The sequence below is a fragment of the Pantoea sp. X-Soil-YNGN-844 genome, from assembly GCF_059730595.1.
The window spans coordinates 2,683,537-2,701,153 of sequence record NZ_AP036007.1; the positions used below are offsets into that span (position 1 = coordinate 2,683,537).

The window sequence follows — 17,617 nt, forward strand, 5'->3', positions numbered from 1 at the left end:
GACGGCGGATGTGACACCTGGATCGGGGGGATTGATGACTACGCAAAGCACTAACGTCCGCTGGCAACTGTGGATTGTTGCCATCGGTTTCTTTATGCAGACGCTGGATACCACCATCGTCAATACCGCGATCCCGTCGATGGCAGACGACCTGGGCGTCAGCCCGCTACACATGCACTCGGTGATCGTCTATTACGTGCTGACGGTGGCCGTGATGCTGCCGGTCAGCGGCTGGCTGGCGGATCGCTTTGGCGTGCGCAACATCTTCTTCTGCGCGATTGTGCTGTTCAGCCTGGGTTCGCTGCTGTGCGCAATCTCCGGCACGCTGGATCAGCTGGTGCTGTCGCGCGTGATTCAGGGGATTGGCGGGGCCATGATGGTGCCGGTGGGTCGCCTGACGGTGATGAAAATCGTGCCGCGCGAGCAGTATATGTCCGCCATGACCTTTGTGACCCTGCCCGGCCAGATTGGTCCGTTGCTCGGCCCGGCTCTGGGCGGTGTGCTGGTGGAGTACGCCAGCTGGCACTGGATCTTTCTGATTAATATCCCGGTCGGCATTGCAGGCGCTATCGCCACCCTGATACTGATGCCCAACTACCGCATGCAGACGCGCCGTTTTGATTTCGGTGGTTTTATCCTGCTGGCTGCCGGGATGGCTACCCTGACACTGGCGCTGGATGGTCAGCGCAGCAGCGGCGGTTCGCCGTTACTGCTGGGTGCCATGATCCTCACTGGCATGTTCTCTCTGTTGTTTTACCTGATGCATGCGCGTGGCAATGATAACGCCCTGTTCAGCCTGAAGCTGTTTGATAATCGTGTTTACTCTATTGGCCTGCTCGGCAGTTTTACCGGCCGCATCGGCAGCGGCATGCTGCCCTTTATGACGCCAATCTTTCTGCAGCTCGGCATGGGCTACAGCCCGTTTCACGCCGGTCTGATGATGATTCCGATGGTGCTGGGCAATATGGGAATGAAGCGCATTGTGGTGCGCATCGTCAATCTCTATGGCTACCGTAATGTGCTGGTGATGTCGACCATAGCGCTGGCGCTGGTGGTCCTGCTGTTCCCAGTGGTGGCGCTCATGGGCTGGGTCTGGCTGCTGCCGCTGGTGCTGTTTCTGCAGGGCATGGTCAACGCCATCCGCTTCTCTTCGATGAATACCCTGACGCTGAAGGAGTTGCCCGATGAGCTGGCCTCCAGCGGCAACAGCCTGCTGTCGATGATTATGCAGCTGTCGATGAGTATTGGCGTCACCGTGGCCGGTCTGCTGCTGGGTGCGTTTGCCCAGGAGAGCGCAGCAAACAGCGCAGCGGAGCACCAGATGTTTATTTATACCTACCTTTGCATGTCGCTGATTATCATCCTGCCCGCGCTGGTGTTCTGGCGCGTCCCGCCACAGGTAAGTACCAACGTTGATCTGCGACGCCGGAGAAAAAAATGAGAGTTAACCTGCGCCTGGGCATCGGGGCCAAACTGTTTATGGCGATTTTCGCCACCTGCATGCTGGTGCTGATCACCATGCACTGGGGCGTTCGCCTCAGTTTCGAACACGGCTTTGTCGACTACATCAAGCGCGGCAATCAGCAGCGCCTGAATCTGCTCAGCGATGCGCTGGCCGATCAGTATGAGCAACACGGTAACTGGGATTTTCTGCGCCACAACGATCGGCTGATCTTCACCATGCTGCGTTCGCTGGAGCAGAATCCTGACAGCAGCAGTCAGCTGCCGCCACACGGCTGGCGCACCCAGTTCTGGGTCCTCGATCAGAAATATAAAGTGATGGTCGGACCGCCGGGGCCGGTGCCCCCGGAAGGCACAAGACGCAATATCACGACCAGTACCGGTAAGGTGGTTGGCTGGGTGATCGGCTCGCCACCGGAGCGGCTGACGCGCAGTACCGATATTAACTTTGATCAACAGCAGCGGCGCACCAGCTGGATTATCGTAGGGCTGTCAACGCTGCTGGCGGCGCTGGCGACCTGGCTGATGGCGCGGGGCCTGCTGGCGCCGGTCAAGCGGCTGGTCGATGGCACGCATCATCTGGCGGCCGGCAATTTTGCAACCCGCGTTGAGGTCAGCAGCCGGGATGAGCTGGGCCAGCTGGCCGGTGACTTTAACCTGCTGGCCAGCTCGCTGGAGAAAAACGAAAGCATGCGCCGCGCCTTTATGGCTGATATCTCCCATGAGCTGCGCACGCCGCTGGCGATCCTGCGCGGTGAACTGGAAGCGATGCAGGATGGCGTACGCAAACTGACGCCGGATGCGATCGCCTCACTGCAGAGTGAAGTCGTGGTGCTGACCAAGCTGGTCGAAGACCTGCATCAGCTGTCGCTGTCGGACGTGGGTGCCCTCGCCTACCGCAAGCAGGCGACCGATCTGGTGCAGCTGCTGGAAGTGACCGCCGGCAGCTTTGCCGAACGTTATCGCGCGCACGGCCTGATGCTGAAGCTGAATCTGCCCGACAACGCGCCTTTCTTCGGCGATCCTGACCGCCTGATGCAGTTGTTCACTAACCTGCTGGAAAACAGCCTGCGCTACACCGACAGCGGTGGACGGGTTGAAGTGACGCTGAAGTATGAAGCCCCCCACTGGCATATTGAGTTTGACGACAGCGCACCCGGCGTGGATGGAGAACATCAGGTGCAGATTTTTGAGCGCTTCTTCCGCACCGAAGGCTCGCGCAATCGCGCCAGCGGCGGTTCGGGCCTGGGCCTGGCCATCTGTAAAAATATCGCAGATGCGCACGGCGGCGATATTCATGCGGCGCACTCTGATTTAGGTGGACTGAAAATCGCGCTACACTTGCGCTATGTTCCCCCTGTGTAGACGCTTATGAGCCAGGAAAACCACGACCCGCTGATTCTGGTGGTCGAAGATGAGCCGAAACTGGCGCAGCTGATGATCGATTATCTGCACGCCTCGAACTACCGTACCCATCACATCGCCGACGGTAATGCTGTACTCGAGTATGTGCGCCAGACGCCACCCGACCTGATGCTGCTGGATTTGATGCTGCCGGGCACTGATGGCTTAACGCTGTGCCGCGAAATCCGTCGTCATTCCGAACTGCCGATTATTATGGTCACCGCCCGCACCGAAGAGATTGATCGGCTGCTGGGGCTGGAGCTGGGCGCGGATGACTACATCTGCAAACCCTTCAGCCCGCGTGAAGTGGTGGCGCGAGTGAAAACGATTCTGCGCCGGGTAAAACGTTCAGCGGAAGAGCCGCAAAGCGCCTCGTTACTGCGGGTTGATGAGAGCCGCTTCTTCGCCAGCTGGCGCGAAAAGCCGCTGGATCTTACTCCGGCGGAGTTCCGGCTGCTGAAAACCCTGTCGCTGGAGCCGGGCAAGGTTTTTTCACGCGAACAGCTGCTCAACCATCTCTATGATGACTATCGCGTGGTCACGGATCGCACCATCGACAGCCATATCAAGAATCTGCGGCGCAAGCTGGAGAATCTCGACAGCGAGCAACCCTTTATCCGTGCCGTTTACGGCATGGGCTATCGCTGGGAAGCCGACGCCTGTCATTTGATCTAGTTTGATCCCGATCAATTTACTTCCCTTTTCTCACTGCCTACAATTCCGCACCTTTTGCAGGGCTTAACGGCCCTGCTGCTGTCGCTTAAGGCGGCATACTGACCTGACATCAGTGAGAACATCATGAAACCCGAACTGCTTTCCCCCGCCGGCACGCTGAAAAACATGCGTTATGCCTTTGCTTATGGTGCCGATGCTGTCTATGCCGGCCAGCCACGCTACAGCCTGCGGGTGCGCAACAACGAATTTACCCACGAGAACCTCGCGCTGGGCATCAACGAAGCGCACGCGCTGGGCAAAAAATTCTACGTGGTGGTGAACATTGCGCCGCACAACGCCAAGCTGAAAACCTTTATTCGTGACTTAACGCCGGTGGTAGCGATGCAGCCTGACGCGCTGATCATGTCCGATCCCGGCCTGATTATGCTGGTGCGCGACGCGTTCCCGTCAATGCCGATTCACCTGTCGGTACAGGCCAATGCGGTCAACTGGGCCACGGTAAAATTCTGGCAGCAGATGGGGCTGACTCGGGTAATTCTGTCACGCGAGCTGTCACTGGAGGAGATCGCTGAGATCCGCCAGCAGGTGCCGGAGATGGAGCTGGAAGTATTTGTTCATGGTGCGCTCTGTATGGCCTATTCCGGTCGCTGTCTGCTGTCGGGCTATATGAACAAACGCGATCCGAATCAGGGCACCTGCACCAACGCCTGCCGCTGGGAGTATAAAGTGGCTGAAGGCCAGCAGGATGAAGTGGGGAATATCGTCGGTATTCATGAGCCCATCCCGGTACAGGATGTGACGCCCACGCTGGGTATCGGTCAGCCCACCGACAAGGTATTTCTGCTGGAAGAGAAGATGAAACCCGGCGAGGTGATGAGCGCGTTCGAAGATGAACACGGCACCTACATCATGAACTCGCGGGATCTGCGCGCAGTGGCACACGTGGAGCGGCTCAGCGAGATGGGCGTGCATTCACTGAAGATTGAGGGACGCACCAAGTCCTACTACTATTGCGCCCGCACCGCGCAGGTTTATCGCCGGGCGATTGACGATGCCGCGGCCGGTAAGCCGTTTGACCCCTCACTGCTGTTAACGCTGGAAGGCCTGGCCCATCGCGGCTATACCGAAGGCTTCCTGCGCCGTCATACCCATGACAGCTACCAGAATTATCAGCAGGGCTTTTCGGTCTCAGATCGCCAGCAGTTTGTCGGTGAATTTACCGGCGAGCGTCGGGGCGAATGGGCGGAAGTGACTGTGAAGAACAAGTTTATGCTGCACGACAGCGTGGAGATCATGACGCCCGAAGGCAACCTGAATGGCCAGCTGGATGCGCTGCAGAATGCGCGTGGCGAACCCACTGAGGTTGCACCCGGCGATGGCCATCGCGTCTGGCTGCGGGTGCCGGAAGAGGTCGATCTGCGTTTTGCGCTGCTGCTGCGCAATTTTGATCACGGCGAAGATACCCGTGATCCTCATAATCGTTTACCAACGGAAACAATTTGAGGAAATCAGAACAGGATCACAGACCCCTGCGCAGCGCTGCTTTATAGTCCCGCCTGCTGCTAACGAGTAACAACAAACGGCAGATTTACCAGGAACCACCTCATTTACCCGCCCGGCTCCCCCGTGCGGGTTTTCTTTTTTCTCTCTTTCGCCAATAATTTACTGCTGGCAGCTGTGCTATACATTCCCTTCTTACTCTGTAGATCTTCAAGGAACGCAAAATGGACAATAAACCGCTTACGCTGCTCATCCTGAATGGGAAAGGCGCGGGTAATGATGATCTGCGCGAAGCCATTACCACCCTGCGTGAAGAAGGCTTCGACATTGCGGTGCGTGTCACGTTTGAAAAAGGCGATGGCGACAGGTACGTCAGAGAGGCGATTGCGCTGCAGGCGGAGACCGTCGTCGCCGGTGGCGGCGATGGCACCATCAATGAGGTTGCCACTGCGCTGGCGGCATCAGATGCCGAGCATCGTCCGGTGCTGGGCATCCTGCCGCTGGGCACTGCCAACGACTTTGCCACCAGCGTCGGTATTCCGGAAGAGATGGAACCGGCACTGCGACTGGCGATTCAGGGCAAAGCGCATGCCATCGACCTGGCCAGAGTGAACCAGAGCCACTACTTCATCAATATGGCGACGGGCGGATTTGGCACTCGCATCACCACAGAAACACCGGAAAAGCTGAAGTCGGCGCTGGGCGGTGTCTCCTACTTTATTCACGGCCTGATGCGCATGGATACGCTGAAGCCTGATACCTGCGAGATCAGCGGTCCCGATTTCGCCTGGCAGGGTGATGCGCTGGTTATCGGTATCGGTAACGGGCGTCAGGCGGGCGGCGGTCAGCGCTTATGCCCTGGTGCGCTGATCAACGATGGCCGGCTTGACGTCAGTATTGTCACCGCGCAGGAGCTGCTGCCGACGCTGCTGCACTCGCTGACCGGCGACGATGACAACCCCGGCATCGTCACCACGCAGCTGGAGTCGCTGACGATTCGCTCTCCACACGAGATGACCTTTAACCTGGATGGTGAACCGCTCTCCGGACGCGAATTCGTGATTGAGGTGATGGCGGGCGCGCTGAGCTGTCGCCTGCCGCCGCAGTGTGAACTCCTATCCTGAGTATGGGTCAGGGGGCGAAAGCCCCTTCAGATTTCTGACAAACTCACAGCTGAACGAATTTAGCAGCAACGCATTAGCTTAAAGCGTAGGGAACACGGGCAGAGGAGGAAAGCGTCCCGCGTCCGGGACAAAAACGCCGGGAGCGTTTTTGAACAACGCAACGCGTTGGCCCGGTTACGGGCGCACCTCAGGGATGAGGTGCGTAATCGCGCGGGCCGAGCATGCCAGGGATGGCGGCTTTTGCGACTTTCCGATCTGACTGTGTTCCCTTCGTCGGCTGGGTCTTACAGCCAGCAGGGGCAGACGCTGTCAATAATCTTAAGAGGGCGAAAGCCCCTTTTTCACGCTGGCCGCCCGTCGTTTTACTACCACGCCGCCCTTTTTGTCGCCAAATAATACGCCAGTTCATTACCCCCTTTCGCCCCAGAAAACTCTCTGTGACTGGCTTCACAACTCTGCCAGACTAACTTGTATGGTAGTATTAAAACACGTACTTTTTCATCATTGAACGCTGACTGAAAGGCAACCAGGATGAAAATTGTTAAGGCGGAAGTATTTGTAACCTGCGCAGGCAGAAACTTTGTCACCGTGAAGATCACCACCGATCAGGGGCTGACCGGCGTGGGTGATGCTACGCTGAATGGCCGCGAACTACCGGTCGCCTCCTACCTGAAAGATCACGTCTGCCCGCAGCTGATTGGCCGCGATGCGCATCAGATCGAAGACATCTGGCAATATTTCTATAAAGGCGCTTACTGGCGTCGTGGCCCGGTTACCATGTCTGCGATCTCGGCCGTCGACATGGCGCTGTGGGATATCAAAGGTAAAGCCGCCAACATGCCGGTCTACCAGCTGCTGGGCGGCGCTTCACGTACCGGCGTGATGGTTTATTGCCACACCACCGGCCACTCCATCGATGAAGTGATGGATGACTATGCGAAGCACAAAGAGCTGGGCTTCAAAGCGATTCGCGCACAGTGCGGCGTGCCGGGCATGAAAACCACCTATGGCATGGCAAAAGGTAAAGGCCTGGCCTATGAACCTGCGACCAAAGGTAACTGGCCGGAAGAGCAGCTCTGGTCAACCGAGAAATACCTCGATTTCACGCCAAAGTTGTTTGAGGCGATCCGCGACAAGTTTGGTTTCGATGAGCATCTGCTGCATGACATGCACCATCGCCTGACGCCGATTGAAGCGGCACGTTTCGGCAAGAGCGTGGAAGATTATCGTCTGTTCTGGATGGAAGATCCGACGCCTGCTGAGAATCAGGAATGCTTCCGTCTGATTCGCCAGCACACCGTCACGCCGATTGCGGTAGGCGAAGTGTTCAACAGCATCTGGGATTGTAAGCAACTGATTGAAGAGCAGCTGATCGACTACATCCGCACCACTATCACCCACGCGGGCGGCATTACCGGGATGCGTCGTATCGCTGATTTTGCGTCACTCTATCAGGTGCGTACCGGCTCGCACGGTCCTTCAGATCTCTCCCCTGTCTGCATGGCGGCTGCGCTGCACTTTGACCTCTGGGTGCCGAACTTCGGCGTGCAGGAGTACATGGGCTTCTCGGAACAGATGATGGAGCTGTTTGATGCTAACTGGACCTTTGACCAGGGCTACATGCATCCAGGCGACAAGCCGGGCCTCGGCATTGAATTCAACGAGAAACTGGCGGCGAAATATCCCTATGAACCTGCCTATCTGCCGGTCGCCCGTCTTGAAGATGGCACCCTGTGGAACTGGTAAGGAGAAACCCATGAAAAGCGTAGTAATTGAACAGCCAGGTGAACTGGTGGTAGCTGAACGTCCACTGCCACTACCCGCGGCGGGCGAAGTCCGGGTTAAAGTGGCCTATGCCAGCATCTGTGGCTCTGACGTGCATATCTGGCACGGTCATAACCCGTTCGCGAAATATCCGCGAGTGATTGGCCATGAATTTTTTGGCGTGATCGATGCGGTGGGTGACGGTGTCGACGCGGCACGATTGGGCCAGCGCGTCGCAGTCGATCCGGTGGTAAGCTGCGGGCACTGCTATCCCTGCTCGGTAGGCCGTCCGAATGTCTGTACCACCCTGCAGGTGATTGGTGTGCACCGCGACGGCGGCTTCAGCGAGTATGCGCTGGCCCCGGCTAAAAATGCCTGGCACCTGCCGGACGCGATTCCCGATAAGCTCGCCAGCCTGGTCGAGCCCTTCACTATCGCAGCCAACATCACGGCGTTTCTCAAGCCGCAGCCGGATGATGTGGCGCTGATTTATGGCGCCGGCCCGATGGGGCTCACCGCCATTCAGGTGCTGAAGGGCGTCTATCAGGTGAAAAAGGTGATGGTGGTAGATCGCCTGCCGGAACGTCTGGCGCTGGCTGAGCAGAGCGGTGCCGATCAGCTGTTTGATAACAGCGAAATCCCGTTAGCGGCACAGCTTGAGGGCGTGCAGCCCACGCTGATTATCGACGCGGCCTGCCATCCTGCCATCCTGGCAGAAGCCACCGCCCTCGCCTCACCGGCCGCGCGCATCGGTCTGCTGGGCTTCTCCGGCGAACCGTGCAGCATCACTCAGCAAAGTCTTACCAGTAAAGAGCTGTCGCTGTTTACCTCACGTCTTAACAGCAACCGCTTCCCGCAGGTGATTGAATGGATGGAAAAAGGGTTAATCCAGCCAGAGAAGCTGGTCACCCACTACTTCCCGCTGCAGGAGATTGAACGCGCGATGACCCTGTTCGAAAAAGATCCGCGCACCTGCTGCAAAGTGATCCTTCAGATGGGTTAATGCCCGCTGAACACCAGGTGTCCTTTGCCGGTGTGTACCCGCCGGCATAATTAAAAAGATAAAACAGATCACGGAGTTTGTATGTTCAAGAATCTGCGCTGGACCCTCGTTTTGCTGCTGTTCCTGGTTTACATGATCAATTACCTCGATCGTGTTGCCCTGTCCCTGACCGTGCCGCTGGTAGAGAAAGATCTGGCGATTAATGCTGAGCAGTTCGGCATGATCTTCGGCAGCTTCTTCTTCGGCTACGCCCTGTTTAACTTTGTCGGTGGCCTCGCCACTGACCGCTATGGCCCCAAAATCGTGCTGGCCGTGGCCGTGGGTGCCTGGTCCATTTTCTGTGGTATGACCGCGCTGGCTACCGGCTTCTGGTCGCTGCTGATCCTGCGTGTGCTGTTCGGCATGGCTGAAGGCCCGATCTGCTCTTCGGCTAACAAAGCGATTAATGGCTGGTTCCCGAAGAAGCAGGCCGCCACGGCGATGGGCCTGCTCAGTGCCGGATCACCGCTGGGTGGCGCGGTAGCCGGTCCGATCATCGGCTATCTGGCGCTGGCCTACGGCTGGCGTCCGGCCTTTGTGATCGTCTGCTGTATCGGCCTGGTATGGATGGCGTTCTGGCTCTTCTTTGCCGCTGATAATCCGGCGAAGAGCAAACTTGTCACCGAAAAAGAGCGCCTGCTGATCGATCGCCTGAAAGCCACCAGCCCGAATGACGAGGTCGACCTGTCTGAGACACCACATCCGTTTGGTTACTATCTGCGCCAGCCGATTATCCTGGTCACGGCGTTTGCCTTCTTCTGCTACAACTACATCCTGTTCTTCTTCCTGAGCTGGTTCCCGGCCTATCTGGTGCAGGCGCACGGCCTGGATATCAAATCGATGAGCATCACCACCATGATCCCGTGGATCGTCGGTTTCGTTGGCCTGGCGTTGGGTGGCTGGATCTCTGACAGAATCTTTAATATCACCGGCAAACTGTTGTTGTCCCGCAAAATTGTGCTGGTGGTCTCACTGCTGGCAGCCGCAATTTGTGTGGCACTGGCGGGTACGATAAAAGAGGTGGTTCCCGCCGTGATGATGATGTCGGTGTCCATTTTCTTTCTCTACATCACTGGCGCGATCTACTGGGCAATTATTCAGGATGTGGTGCACAAGAGCCGTATTGGCAGCATCAGCGGCTTTATCCATCTGGTAGGGAGCCTCTCCGGCATCATCGGGCCGATCGTCACCGGCTTTATCGTTCAGCACACCGGTAAGTTCGATAGCGCCTTTATCCTGGCGGGTTGTGTCGCCGCGCTGGGGGCTTTCCTGGTGCTGTTTGTGATTCGCAGTCCAAAACCTGAGGATAAACCGGTTTCGGTCTGAGTGTTGTTCCGCTAACAGAATGATGATTTTGGGGCGCTTTGCGCCCCGTTTGCCATAAGGACGGACTATGTTACAGATTGATCGCCTGCCCGCTGAGGTCCGGCGCCCCGCTTACGACCGCAGCCAGTTAAAAACCCGCATGGTGCATATCGGTTTTGGTGCATTTCATCGCGCCCATCAGGCACTCTGCAGCGATAAGCTGGCTGAACAGGGCAGCGACTGGGGATACTGCGAAGTGAACCTCAACAGCGGCGCGCTGATTCAGGCCCTGCGTGAGCAGCATCTGCTCTATACCCTGACAGAGATGGCCGATGATTCCCTGCATACCCGGGTGATTGGCGTTATTACCCAGGCGCTGCACGGTAAAAGTGACGGTATTGAGGCGGTGATTAACGCCATGAGTCAGCCTGAAGTGGCAATTGTCTCCATGACCGTCACTGAAAAAGGCTACTGCCATCAGCCCGCCAGTGGCAATTTAAATCCCGATCATCCCGATATCGTCCATGATCTGCAGCATCCGGATGCGCCGCGCTCGCTGCCGGGTCTGATTCTGGCCGCGATCCGCCGCCGCCGTGACCAGGGGTTACATGCCTTCAGCGTGATGTCCTGTGACAATATGCCGGAAAATGGTCACGTCACCCAAAATGTGATTGTGCAACTGGCCCGGCAGCAGGATCCGGAACTGGCAGAGTACATTCAGCAGCACATGACCTTCCCCTCAACCATGGTGGATCGCATCGTTCCGGCGATGACCGATGCGGCGTTTGCGGCCCTGAGCGCGCGCCTGGGTTCCAGCGACCCGGTTGCGGTTGAAGCGGAACCCTTCTTCCAGTGGGTGATTGAAGATAACTTCGTCAATGGTCGTCCGGCGTGGGAAAAGGCGGGCGCAGAACTGGTCAGTGATGTCCTGCCCTATGAAGAGATGAAACTGCGCATGCTGAATGGCAGCCACTCTTTCCTGGCGTACCTCGGCTTCCTGGCAGGTTATGAGTACATCAGCGACTGCATGGCCGATCCCCATTTCCGTGCCGCCGCCCGTTCGCTGATGATCGATGAGCAGGCACCCACATTGCGCACCCAGGGCGTGGATCTCAATGCCTATGCCGACTCGCTGATCGCCCGTTATGAAAACCGAGCGATTAAACATCGCACCGGACAGATTGCCACTGACGGCACACAGAAACTGCCACAGCGTATGCTCGACAGCCTGCGCTGGCACCTGCAGCGCGGCAGTGACTGCGATTTGCTGCTGCTGGGCATAGCGGGCTGGATGCGCTATGTCGGTGGCGTTGATGAACAGGGCCAGCCGATTGAGATCCGTGATCCGATGAAAGCGCAGCTTGCAGAGTGCGTTGCCGCCAGCGAAGAGGGTGAGGCTCGCGTACGGGCATTACTCGCCATCCGCGAAGTCTTCGGCGAGGATCTGGCGCAGAATGGCGACGTGGTCGCCCGGCTGACGGCCTGGTATCAGCAACTCACCACCCAGGGCGCACGAGCTACAGTGCATCAGTACCTGACCCGCAGCTAATGCTGCGGTCACAAAGCACTGGCGCAGGCGCAGTACCCTGATTAGACTGACACTTTCCCATCGTGCTGGCCTATGCCAGCCGTAATATGGATATTGCTGCATGTCGATCGCCTATACCATTACTACCAGCGAACCGGTAAATCAGCAGATTTACCGTTATCTGCGCAAAGATATTGTCACCTGCGCAATTCAGCCGGGTTCGCTGCTCTCTGAAAAAGAGGTCTCTGCACGCTTCAACGTTTCGCGCCAGCCGGTGCGTGAAGCGTTCATTAAGCTGGCTGAAGCCGGACTGGTACAGGTATTGCCGCAGCGCGGCACCTTCGTGCGCAAAATCTCCGCTAAGCGTGTCGCGGATGGTCGCTTTATCCGTGAGGCGGTGGAAGTGTCGGTAGTACGGCGGGCAGCGGTGGAGATTGACGAGCCCGCCCTGATGGCGCTGGAACACAATCTGCAGTTGCAGCGCATGGCCGCCGGGCGGCATGACAGTCAGGCTTTCCTCACTCTGGACGATGAGTTTCATCGCCTGATCGCTGAAAGCATTGACTGCAAGCTCGCCTGGGAGACGGTGGAAAACATCAAAGCGGCCATGGACCGGGTGCGGTTTCTGACGCTGAGTGAAGTCTCACCCCCGGAGAGGCTGATTGAGCAGCATGAAGAGATTTTTGCCGCGCTGAAGCGCCATGATGCCGATGCCGCCGAAGCGGCGATGCGTCGTCACCTGCAGGAGATGATCTTCTCAATTACCCCGATTGCCGAGCGTAACAGCGCCTGGTTTGAAGCGCCCTGAAACTGCCCGCACCGCCTGAATATCAGGTCGATGCGGGCCTTCGCCTTTACCACCATTGGTGAAAATGGTGCACCGGTCCAATCCCCTTCCCGACCTCCAGCGAATCCGCCTGTAACAGCGCCAGCTGCAACCAGTTTTTCGCTTCCTCAATCGTCTCTGCCCAGTCATTATGGCGCGGACGTAACGCGGCTAAGGCGGCCGACAGCGTGCAGCCGGTGCCGTGCGTATGACGGGTATGCACGCGTGGCGTGCTGAATCGCTGTTCCGCTGAGTGAGTAATCAGCCAGTCCGGACTCTCCGCCGCCGCCAGATGACCCCCCTTCATCAGCACCGCCTGGCAGCCGAGTGCCAGCAAGGCCCGTCCCTGCTCGCGCATCTCCGCCTCATCGGTGGCGATAGCGCAATCCAGCAACGCCGCCGCTTCCGGCAGATTAGGGGTGATCAGCGACACCTGTGGTAATAACTGCTCACGTACGCTGGCCACGGCGTCTGGCGAGAGCAGCGCATCGCCACTTTTCGCGACCATCACCGTATCCAGCACCACAAATGGGATCTCAGCACGCCTCAACCGGGCCGCAACCTTTTCCACAATCGCCGTTTCAGACAGCATGCCGATTTTTGCGCTGTCGATACGCACGTCATCCAGTACCGAATCGAGCTGGGCAGCCACAAAGTTCGGTTCAATGCGATAAACCGACTGTACGCCCTGCGTGTTCTGCGCCACCAGTGCGGTAATCACACTGGTGCCATAAGCGCCCAGGGCGGAGAAGGTTTTCAGATCGGCCTGAATACCTGCGCCGCCGCTGGGATCGGTTCCGGCAATCGTCAGAGCATTAATGCGCTTCATGCTCCACCTCCAGCGTCCAGAGTGCATCAATAAATGCGGTGGCAAAGCTGCCCGGCCCGGCTGCCTGCGCCGCCGCCTTTTCCCCCGCCTGGGCCATGACCTGACAGGCTGCCGCCACGTTCATCAGCCGATCGCCCGGCAGAGCACTGAATCCCGCCACTACGGCCGAAAGTGCGCAGCCGGTCCCGACCACCCGCGTCATTAACGGGCTTCCGCCGCTGATGGCGAGGATTCGCTGACCGTCGGTGGCATAGTCCACTTCGCCGGTGACAATGACCAGCGTGTGCCAGGTCTCAACGAGTTGCTGTGCCGCATCGAGTGCTGCATCCGCCTGATGCAACGTATCGACACCGCGCCCGCCACTGGCCTGCTGCGCCAGCGCCAGAATCTCTGACGCATTACCGCGGATCACCGCCGGTTGCTGGCTGAGCAGCTGCTGACAGAAGTCACTGCGCAACGTCAGCGCGCCGACGGCGACCGGATCGAGTGTCCAGGGGGTACCCGCCTCACAGGCGGCGGTGACGGCAGCCTGCATCGCCTGCTGACGCTCGCGGGTTAAGGTGCCGACGTTAATCAGCAACGCATCGGCAAAGCGGCTGAACTGTGCCGCTTCGTCAGCATCGATCACCATTGCCGGTGAGGCATTGAGTGCCAGCAGGACGTTGGCAGTGAAATTCTGGACCACGTCATTGGTCATGCAGTGCACCAGCGGTGACTGACGGCGGAAAGTGTGCAGAACGGGCGCGAAGTGCGCAGCAGAAAGGTGTTGAGATTGATGTGTCATCGTAGCTCCCAACCGGCGAACAAGAAGGCGAATGCGGTCAGGCATCAGACTTCCCTACGCTGGCATTATCCAGATCAGGTAATACGGGTATTTCTCAGCCTTCACAAAGAAGGGCACCCCGAGTCGTGTTACGGCTTGCAGCATAGGAGGGCTGTGCAGCGAAAGCAAGCGACGCAAGCCTGGAAAATAATCGGAACTGGAACAATTCACATGATCCCGATCAACTCTCAGCAGTACAAAAAAAGGCTTAATGCTGCGGGTTAACGAGATACCTCTTTATAGGTAGCCCTGTTTATTACCCTGACGGGTAATATTTTCCGCAGGGATTCTGGTAACCCTATAATAATTAACCTGCCCGCAGCATCATCGTAAAAAACACTTTATTTCAGTGAGTTAATAAACTTCTGGAGCGGAACTTCATACTATTCAGGATGTATGATGCGATTATCAGCGCTTATTCCTCACCGCCATCGATGGCTGGATATTATTATTGAACGTCGGGGTGCTATCGCGCCAAATGGCAGATCTTATCTTTCCACCTATATTTCCGCACACTGTGCGGGCTGCGGCGAAATCATTCATCGCGTCTATTATCGCGATATCAGTGACCAGCAGGCACGCCGCTGGTTAGGCTAGCGTCCCTGCTGCGCTCAATCCGGACACCGTTATAGTTAACAGTTAGTTAGCAATTTGTTAGTCTGGTAACTAATCATCGTCTGACCAGACTCTCCCTATGCCACTGCTGTTTGAAAGCCTTAGCCATCAAATTTATCTGTCAGCTCCGCTGTTTATCCTGATTTTGCTGGGATACTGCCTGACGCGCCTCGGAAAATGGCCCGCCAGCATCAGTGAAGGGATGAACCGCTTTGTGTTTAACGTCGCGCTGCCCTGCATGCTGTTTCGGGTGATGAGCACCTTCTCGCAAAGTCCGCCGGTGGATGCGCGTCTGCTCCTGGCCTTCTTCGGCAGTTGCCTGCTGGTGTTTATCGTGGGGAGAGTGCTGGCAACAAGGCTGTTTAATCTGGATGGCGTGGCGGCTTCGGTCTTTGCCCTGGGCGGCATCTTTTCTAATAACGTGATGCTGGGGATCCCGGTAGCTACGGTGCTGCTCGGGCCAGAAGCCCTGCCCCCGGTGGCGCTGGTACTGGTGTTTAACAGCCTGATCCTCTGGACCTTACTCACCGTTTCGGTCGAGTGGGCAAAACAGGGCAGCTTCTCGCTGGAAGGCGTCTGGCGCACTCTGATTGGGGTAGTAAAAAATCCACTCATCATCGGCATTCTCAGCGGAACGGCCTGGAGTTTTCTGCAACGTCCTTTGCCGATGCTCGCCGCAGAACCGTTAAAGATGCTGGCTTCACTGGCCGCGCCCCTGTCGCTGGTCACGCTGGGCATGAGCCTGGCGCACTATCGGGTGCGGGAAGGACTTAAAGAGAGCTATACCATCTGCCTGCTGAAGCTGATACTGCAGCCGATGACGGTATGGGCGATTGCCTGGCTGACCGGCTTGCCGCCGCTGGAGAGTAAAGTGGTGGTATTGCTGGGCTCGATGGCGGTCGGAGTTAACGTCTATCTGATGTCGCAGAAGTTCAATGTCATTCCTGGCCCGGCCGCGGCGAGTATGCTGTTTTCAACGGTATTTGCGGCGGTGACGACGCCAGTATGGATGATGCTGATGACGCTGGCGGGCTATTAATAAAAAAAGCCCCTCAGCACGGCTGCTGAAGGGCTGTTGTCTGGCTGACGAAACGTTATTCAGCCGACTTAGTACGGATCAGATAGTCAAACGCGCTCAGAGACGCTTTGGCACCTTCGCCGCTGGCGATGATGATCTGCTTGTACGGCACGGTGGTGCAGTCACCCGCAGCGAACACGCCTTTCAGGCTGGTTTCGCATTTACCATCGATAATGATCTCACCCATTTTGTTGCGCTCAACCGCGCCTTCCAGCCATGGGGTGTTCGGCAGCAGACCAATCTGAACGAAGATACCGGAGAGCGGCAGCTCGTGGGTGGTCTGCGTCGTACGGTCGATATAGTGCAGGCCGGTCACTTTGGTGCCGTCGCCTTTCACTTCGGTGGTCTGTGCGTTCAGGATCACATCAACGTTCTTGAGGCTGCGCAGTTTATCCTGCAGCACCTGGTCAGCACGCATCTCACCGGCAAACTCCAGCAGCGTAACGTGTTCAACGATACCCGCCAGGTCAATAGCCGCTTCAACACCGGAGTTACCGCCGCCGATTACCGCCGTGCGCTTGCCTTTGAACAGCGGGCCATCGCAGTGTGGGCAGTAGGTCACGCCTTTGGTGCGGTACTCTTCTTCGCCCGGCACGCCCATGTTGCGCCAGCGTGCGCCGGTCGCCAGGATGATGCTACGTGATTTTAATACTGCACCGGAGGCGGTCTCGATGGCGTGCAGTCCGCCCTCTTTCGCCGCCGGGATCAGTTTGATGGCGCTCTGGCTTTCGATGACGTCCACGTTGTAATCATCAACGTGTGCGCGCAGTGAACCTGCCAGCTTTGCCCCTTCGGTTTTCGGCACGGAGATATAGTTTTCGATATCCACCGTGTCCAGCACCTGGCCGCCAAAACGCTCGCCCAGCAGACCAGTACGGATACCTTTGCGTGCTGAGTAGACCGCTGCCGCTGCGCCCGCCGGGCCGCTGCCGATAATCAGGACTTCGTAGGCGTCACGCTTGTTCAGCTCTTCCGCTGCGCGTTTATCGGCGTTGGTGTCTACTTTGCTGACGATTTCGGCCAGGCTCATGCGGCCCTGACCAAACTCTTTACCGTTGAGGTAAACCGCTGGCACGCCCATCACGTTGCGTTCCTGAATCTCGTTCTGGAACAGGCCACCGTCGATAGCAGTGTGGCTGATGCGCGGGTTAATCACCGCCATCAGGTTCAGCGCCTGAACCACGTCAGGGCAGTTATGGCATGAGAGTGAATAATAAGTTTCGAAATGGAAGTCACTGTCCAGCGCCGCGATCTGATCCAGCAGACTCTGTGCTTCTTTCGACGGATGCCCACCGGTCTGTAACAGTGCCAGCACCAGTGAGGTAAATTCGTGACCCAGTGGAGAACCGGCAAAACGCGGGCCGCTGTTCGAACCTGGGTTAGTGATGAGAAATGAGGGCTTACGCACCTGACGATCGTTCTCTTCGCGGAAGCTGACTTTGTCAGACAGGCCGGCGATATCAACCAATAGTTCACGGATCTCGGTTGATTTTGCACCCTCATCCAGGGTGGCGATCAACTCAACAGGTTTGGTTAATTTCTCAAGGTAAGCCTTGAGCTGCGTCTTCAAATTTGTGTCGAGCATAGTGATATCCTGGTCAAAAAATCGGGTGCCGCAGCACCCGATTGGAGAATGGTCGAAA

General features: G+C 57.4%; 15 protein-coding genes and 1 riboswitch. Of the genes, 12 read left to right on the forward strand and 3 right to left on the reverse strand.

Annotation, left to right across the window (positions count from 1 at the left end; genetic code table 11):
- Window positions 1-34: 34 nt before the first annotated feature.
- The 10 genes from AC6I8C_RS12530 (at window position 35) to AC6I8C_RS12575 (ending at window position 12,611) form a co-directional block, all read left to right on the forward strand.
- Window positions 35-1,441, forward strand: coding sequence for an MFS transporter (locus AC6I8C_RS12530; protein WP_497822670.1), 1,407 nt, complete (start codon window positions 35-37; stop codon window positions 1,439-1,441).
- Entirely contained in the window at window positions 1,438-2,826 is a 1,389-nt protein-coding gene (gene baeS / locus AC6I8C_RS12535) for an envelope stress sensor histidine kinase BaeS (RefSeq protein WP_497822671.1), read from the forward strand. The genes AC6I8C_RS12530 and baeS overlap by 4 nt, the downstream gene beginning before the upstream one ends.
- A gap of 6 nt (window positions 2,827-2,832) precedes the next feature.
- Window positions 2,833-3,540 (forward strand): envelope stress response regulator BaeR, encoded by a 708-nt coding sequence (gene baeR / locus AC6I8C_RS12540; RefSeq protein ID WP_013358483.1) that lies wholly within the window; start codon window positions 2,833-2,835, stop codon window positions 3,538-3,540.
- Between the two features lie 123 nt (window positions 3,541-3,663).
- A complete protein-coding gene (gene trhP / locus AC6I8C_RS12545) occupies window positions 3,664-5,043 on the forward strand; it encodes a prephenate-dependent tRNA uridine(34) hydroxylase TrhP (RefSeq protein WP_497822672.1) in 1,380 nt (459 codons plus the stop codon).
- A 221-nt stretch (window positions 5,044-5,264) separates the two neighbouring features.
- A complete protein-coding gene (gene yegS / locus AC6I8C_RS12550) occupies window positions 5,265-6,164 on the forward strand; it encodes a lipid kinase YegS (protein WP_497822673.1) in 900 nt (299 codons plus the stop codon).
- Between the two features lie 531 nt (window positions 6,165-6,695).
- Window positions 6,696-7,910: a D-mannonate dehydratase ManD gene (manD, locus tag AC6I8C_RS12555; RefSeq protein WP_266306907.1), complete on the forward strand. Its 1,215-nt coding sequence runs from the start codon at window positions 6,696-6,698 to the stop codon at window positions 7,908-7,910.
- Between the two features lie 10 nt (window positions 7,911-7,920).
- Complete coding sequence (locus tag AC6I8C_RS12560) at window positions 7,921-8,931, forward strand: Zn-dependent oxidoreductase (protein ID WP_497822674.1); 1,011 nt, start codon at window positions 7,921-7,923, stop codon at window positions 8,929-8,931.
- Window positions 8,932-9,012: 81 nt separating this feature from the next.
- Entirely contained in the window at window positions 9,013-10,296 is a 1,284-nt protein-coding gene (locus AC6I8C_RS12565) for an MFS transporter (RefSeq protein WP_033733262.1), read from the forward strand.
- 67 nt (window positions 10,297-10,363) lie between these two features.
- The gene (locus AC6I8C_RS12570) at window positions 10,364-11,824 is read left to right on the forward strand and encodes a mannitol dehydrogenase family protein (RefSeq protein WP_497822675.1); all 1,461 of its coding nucleotides are present in this window, start codon (window positions 10,364-10,366) and stop codon (window positions 11,822-11,824) included.
- A 100-nt stretch (window positions 11,825-11,924) separates the two neighbouring features.
- Window positions 11,925-12,611: a GntR family transcriptional regulator gene (locus AC6I8C_RS12575; RefSeq protein WP_497822676.1), complete on the forward strand. Its 687-nt coding sequence runs from the start codon at window positions 11,925-11,927 to the stop codon at window positions 12,609-12,611.
- Window positions 12,612-12,657: 46 nt separating this feature from the next.
- Here AC6I8C_RS12575 and thiD read toward each other — a convergent pair whose 3' ends face one another.
- Together thiD and thiM are read right to left on the reverse strand one after the other, a co-directional pair.
- Window positions 12,658-13,458 carry a bifunctional hydroxymethylpyrimidine kinase/phosphomethylpyrimidine kinase gene (gene thiD / locus AC6I8C_RS12580; RefSeq protein WP_497822677.1) on the reverse strand — a complete coding sequence of 267 codons (801 nt, stop codon included), beginning with the start codon at window positions 13,456-13,458 and terminating at the stop codon, window positions 12,658-12,660.
- Window positions 13,445-14,242, reverse strand: a complete 798-nt coding sequence (gene thiM, locus AC6I8C_RS12585) for a hydroxyethylthiazole kinase (protein WP_497822678.1) — start codon at window positions 14,240-14,242, stop codon at window positions 13,445-13,447. Before thiM ends, thiD begins: the two co-directional genes overlap by 14 nt.
- A 34-nt stretch (window positions 14,243-14,276) precedes the next feature.
- A riboswitch (TPP riboswitch) is annotated at window positions 14,277-14,373 on the reverse strand.
- 307 nt (window positions 14,374-14,680) lie between these two features.
- Between thiM and AC6I8C_RS12590 the strand changes: the two genes are divergently transcribed.
- Both AC6I8C_RS12590 and AC6I8C_RS12595 read left to right on the forward strand, forming a co-directional pair.
- A complete protein-coding gene (locus AC6I8C_RS12590) occupies window positions 14,681-14,878 on the forward strand; it encodes a hypothetical protein (RefSeq protein WP_497823340.1) in 198 nt (65 codons plus the stop codon).
- A 97-nt stretch (window positions 14,879-14,975) separates the two neighbouring features.
- Window positions 14,976-15,935, forward strand: coding sequence for an AEC family transporter (locus AC6I8C_RS12595; RefSeq protein ID WP_497822679.1), 960 nt, complete (start codon window positions 14,976-14,978; stop codon window positions 15,933-15,935).
- A gap of 55 nt (window positions 15,936-15,990) precedes the next feature.
- Here the strand turns inward: AC6I8C_RS12595 and ahpF are convergent, their stop codons facing one another.
- Entirely contained in the window at window positions 15,991-17,559 is a 1,569-nt protein-coding gene (gene ahpF, locus AC6I8C_RS12600; RefSeq protein WP_098052825.1) for an alkyl hydroperoxide reductase subunit F, read from the reverse strand.
- Window positions 17,560-17,617: the final 58 nt, after the last annotated feature.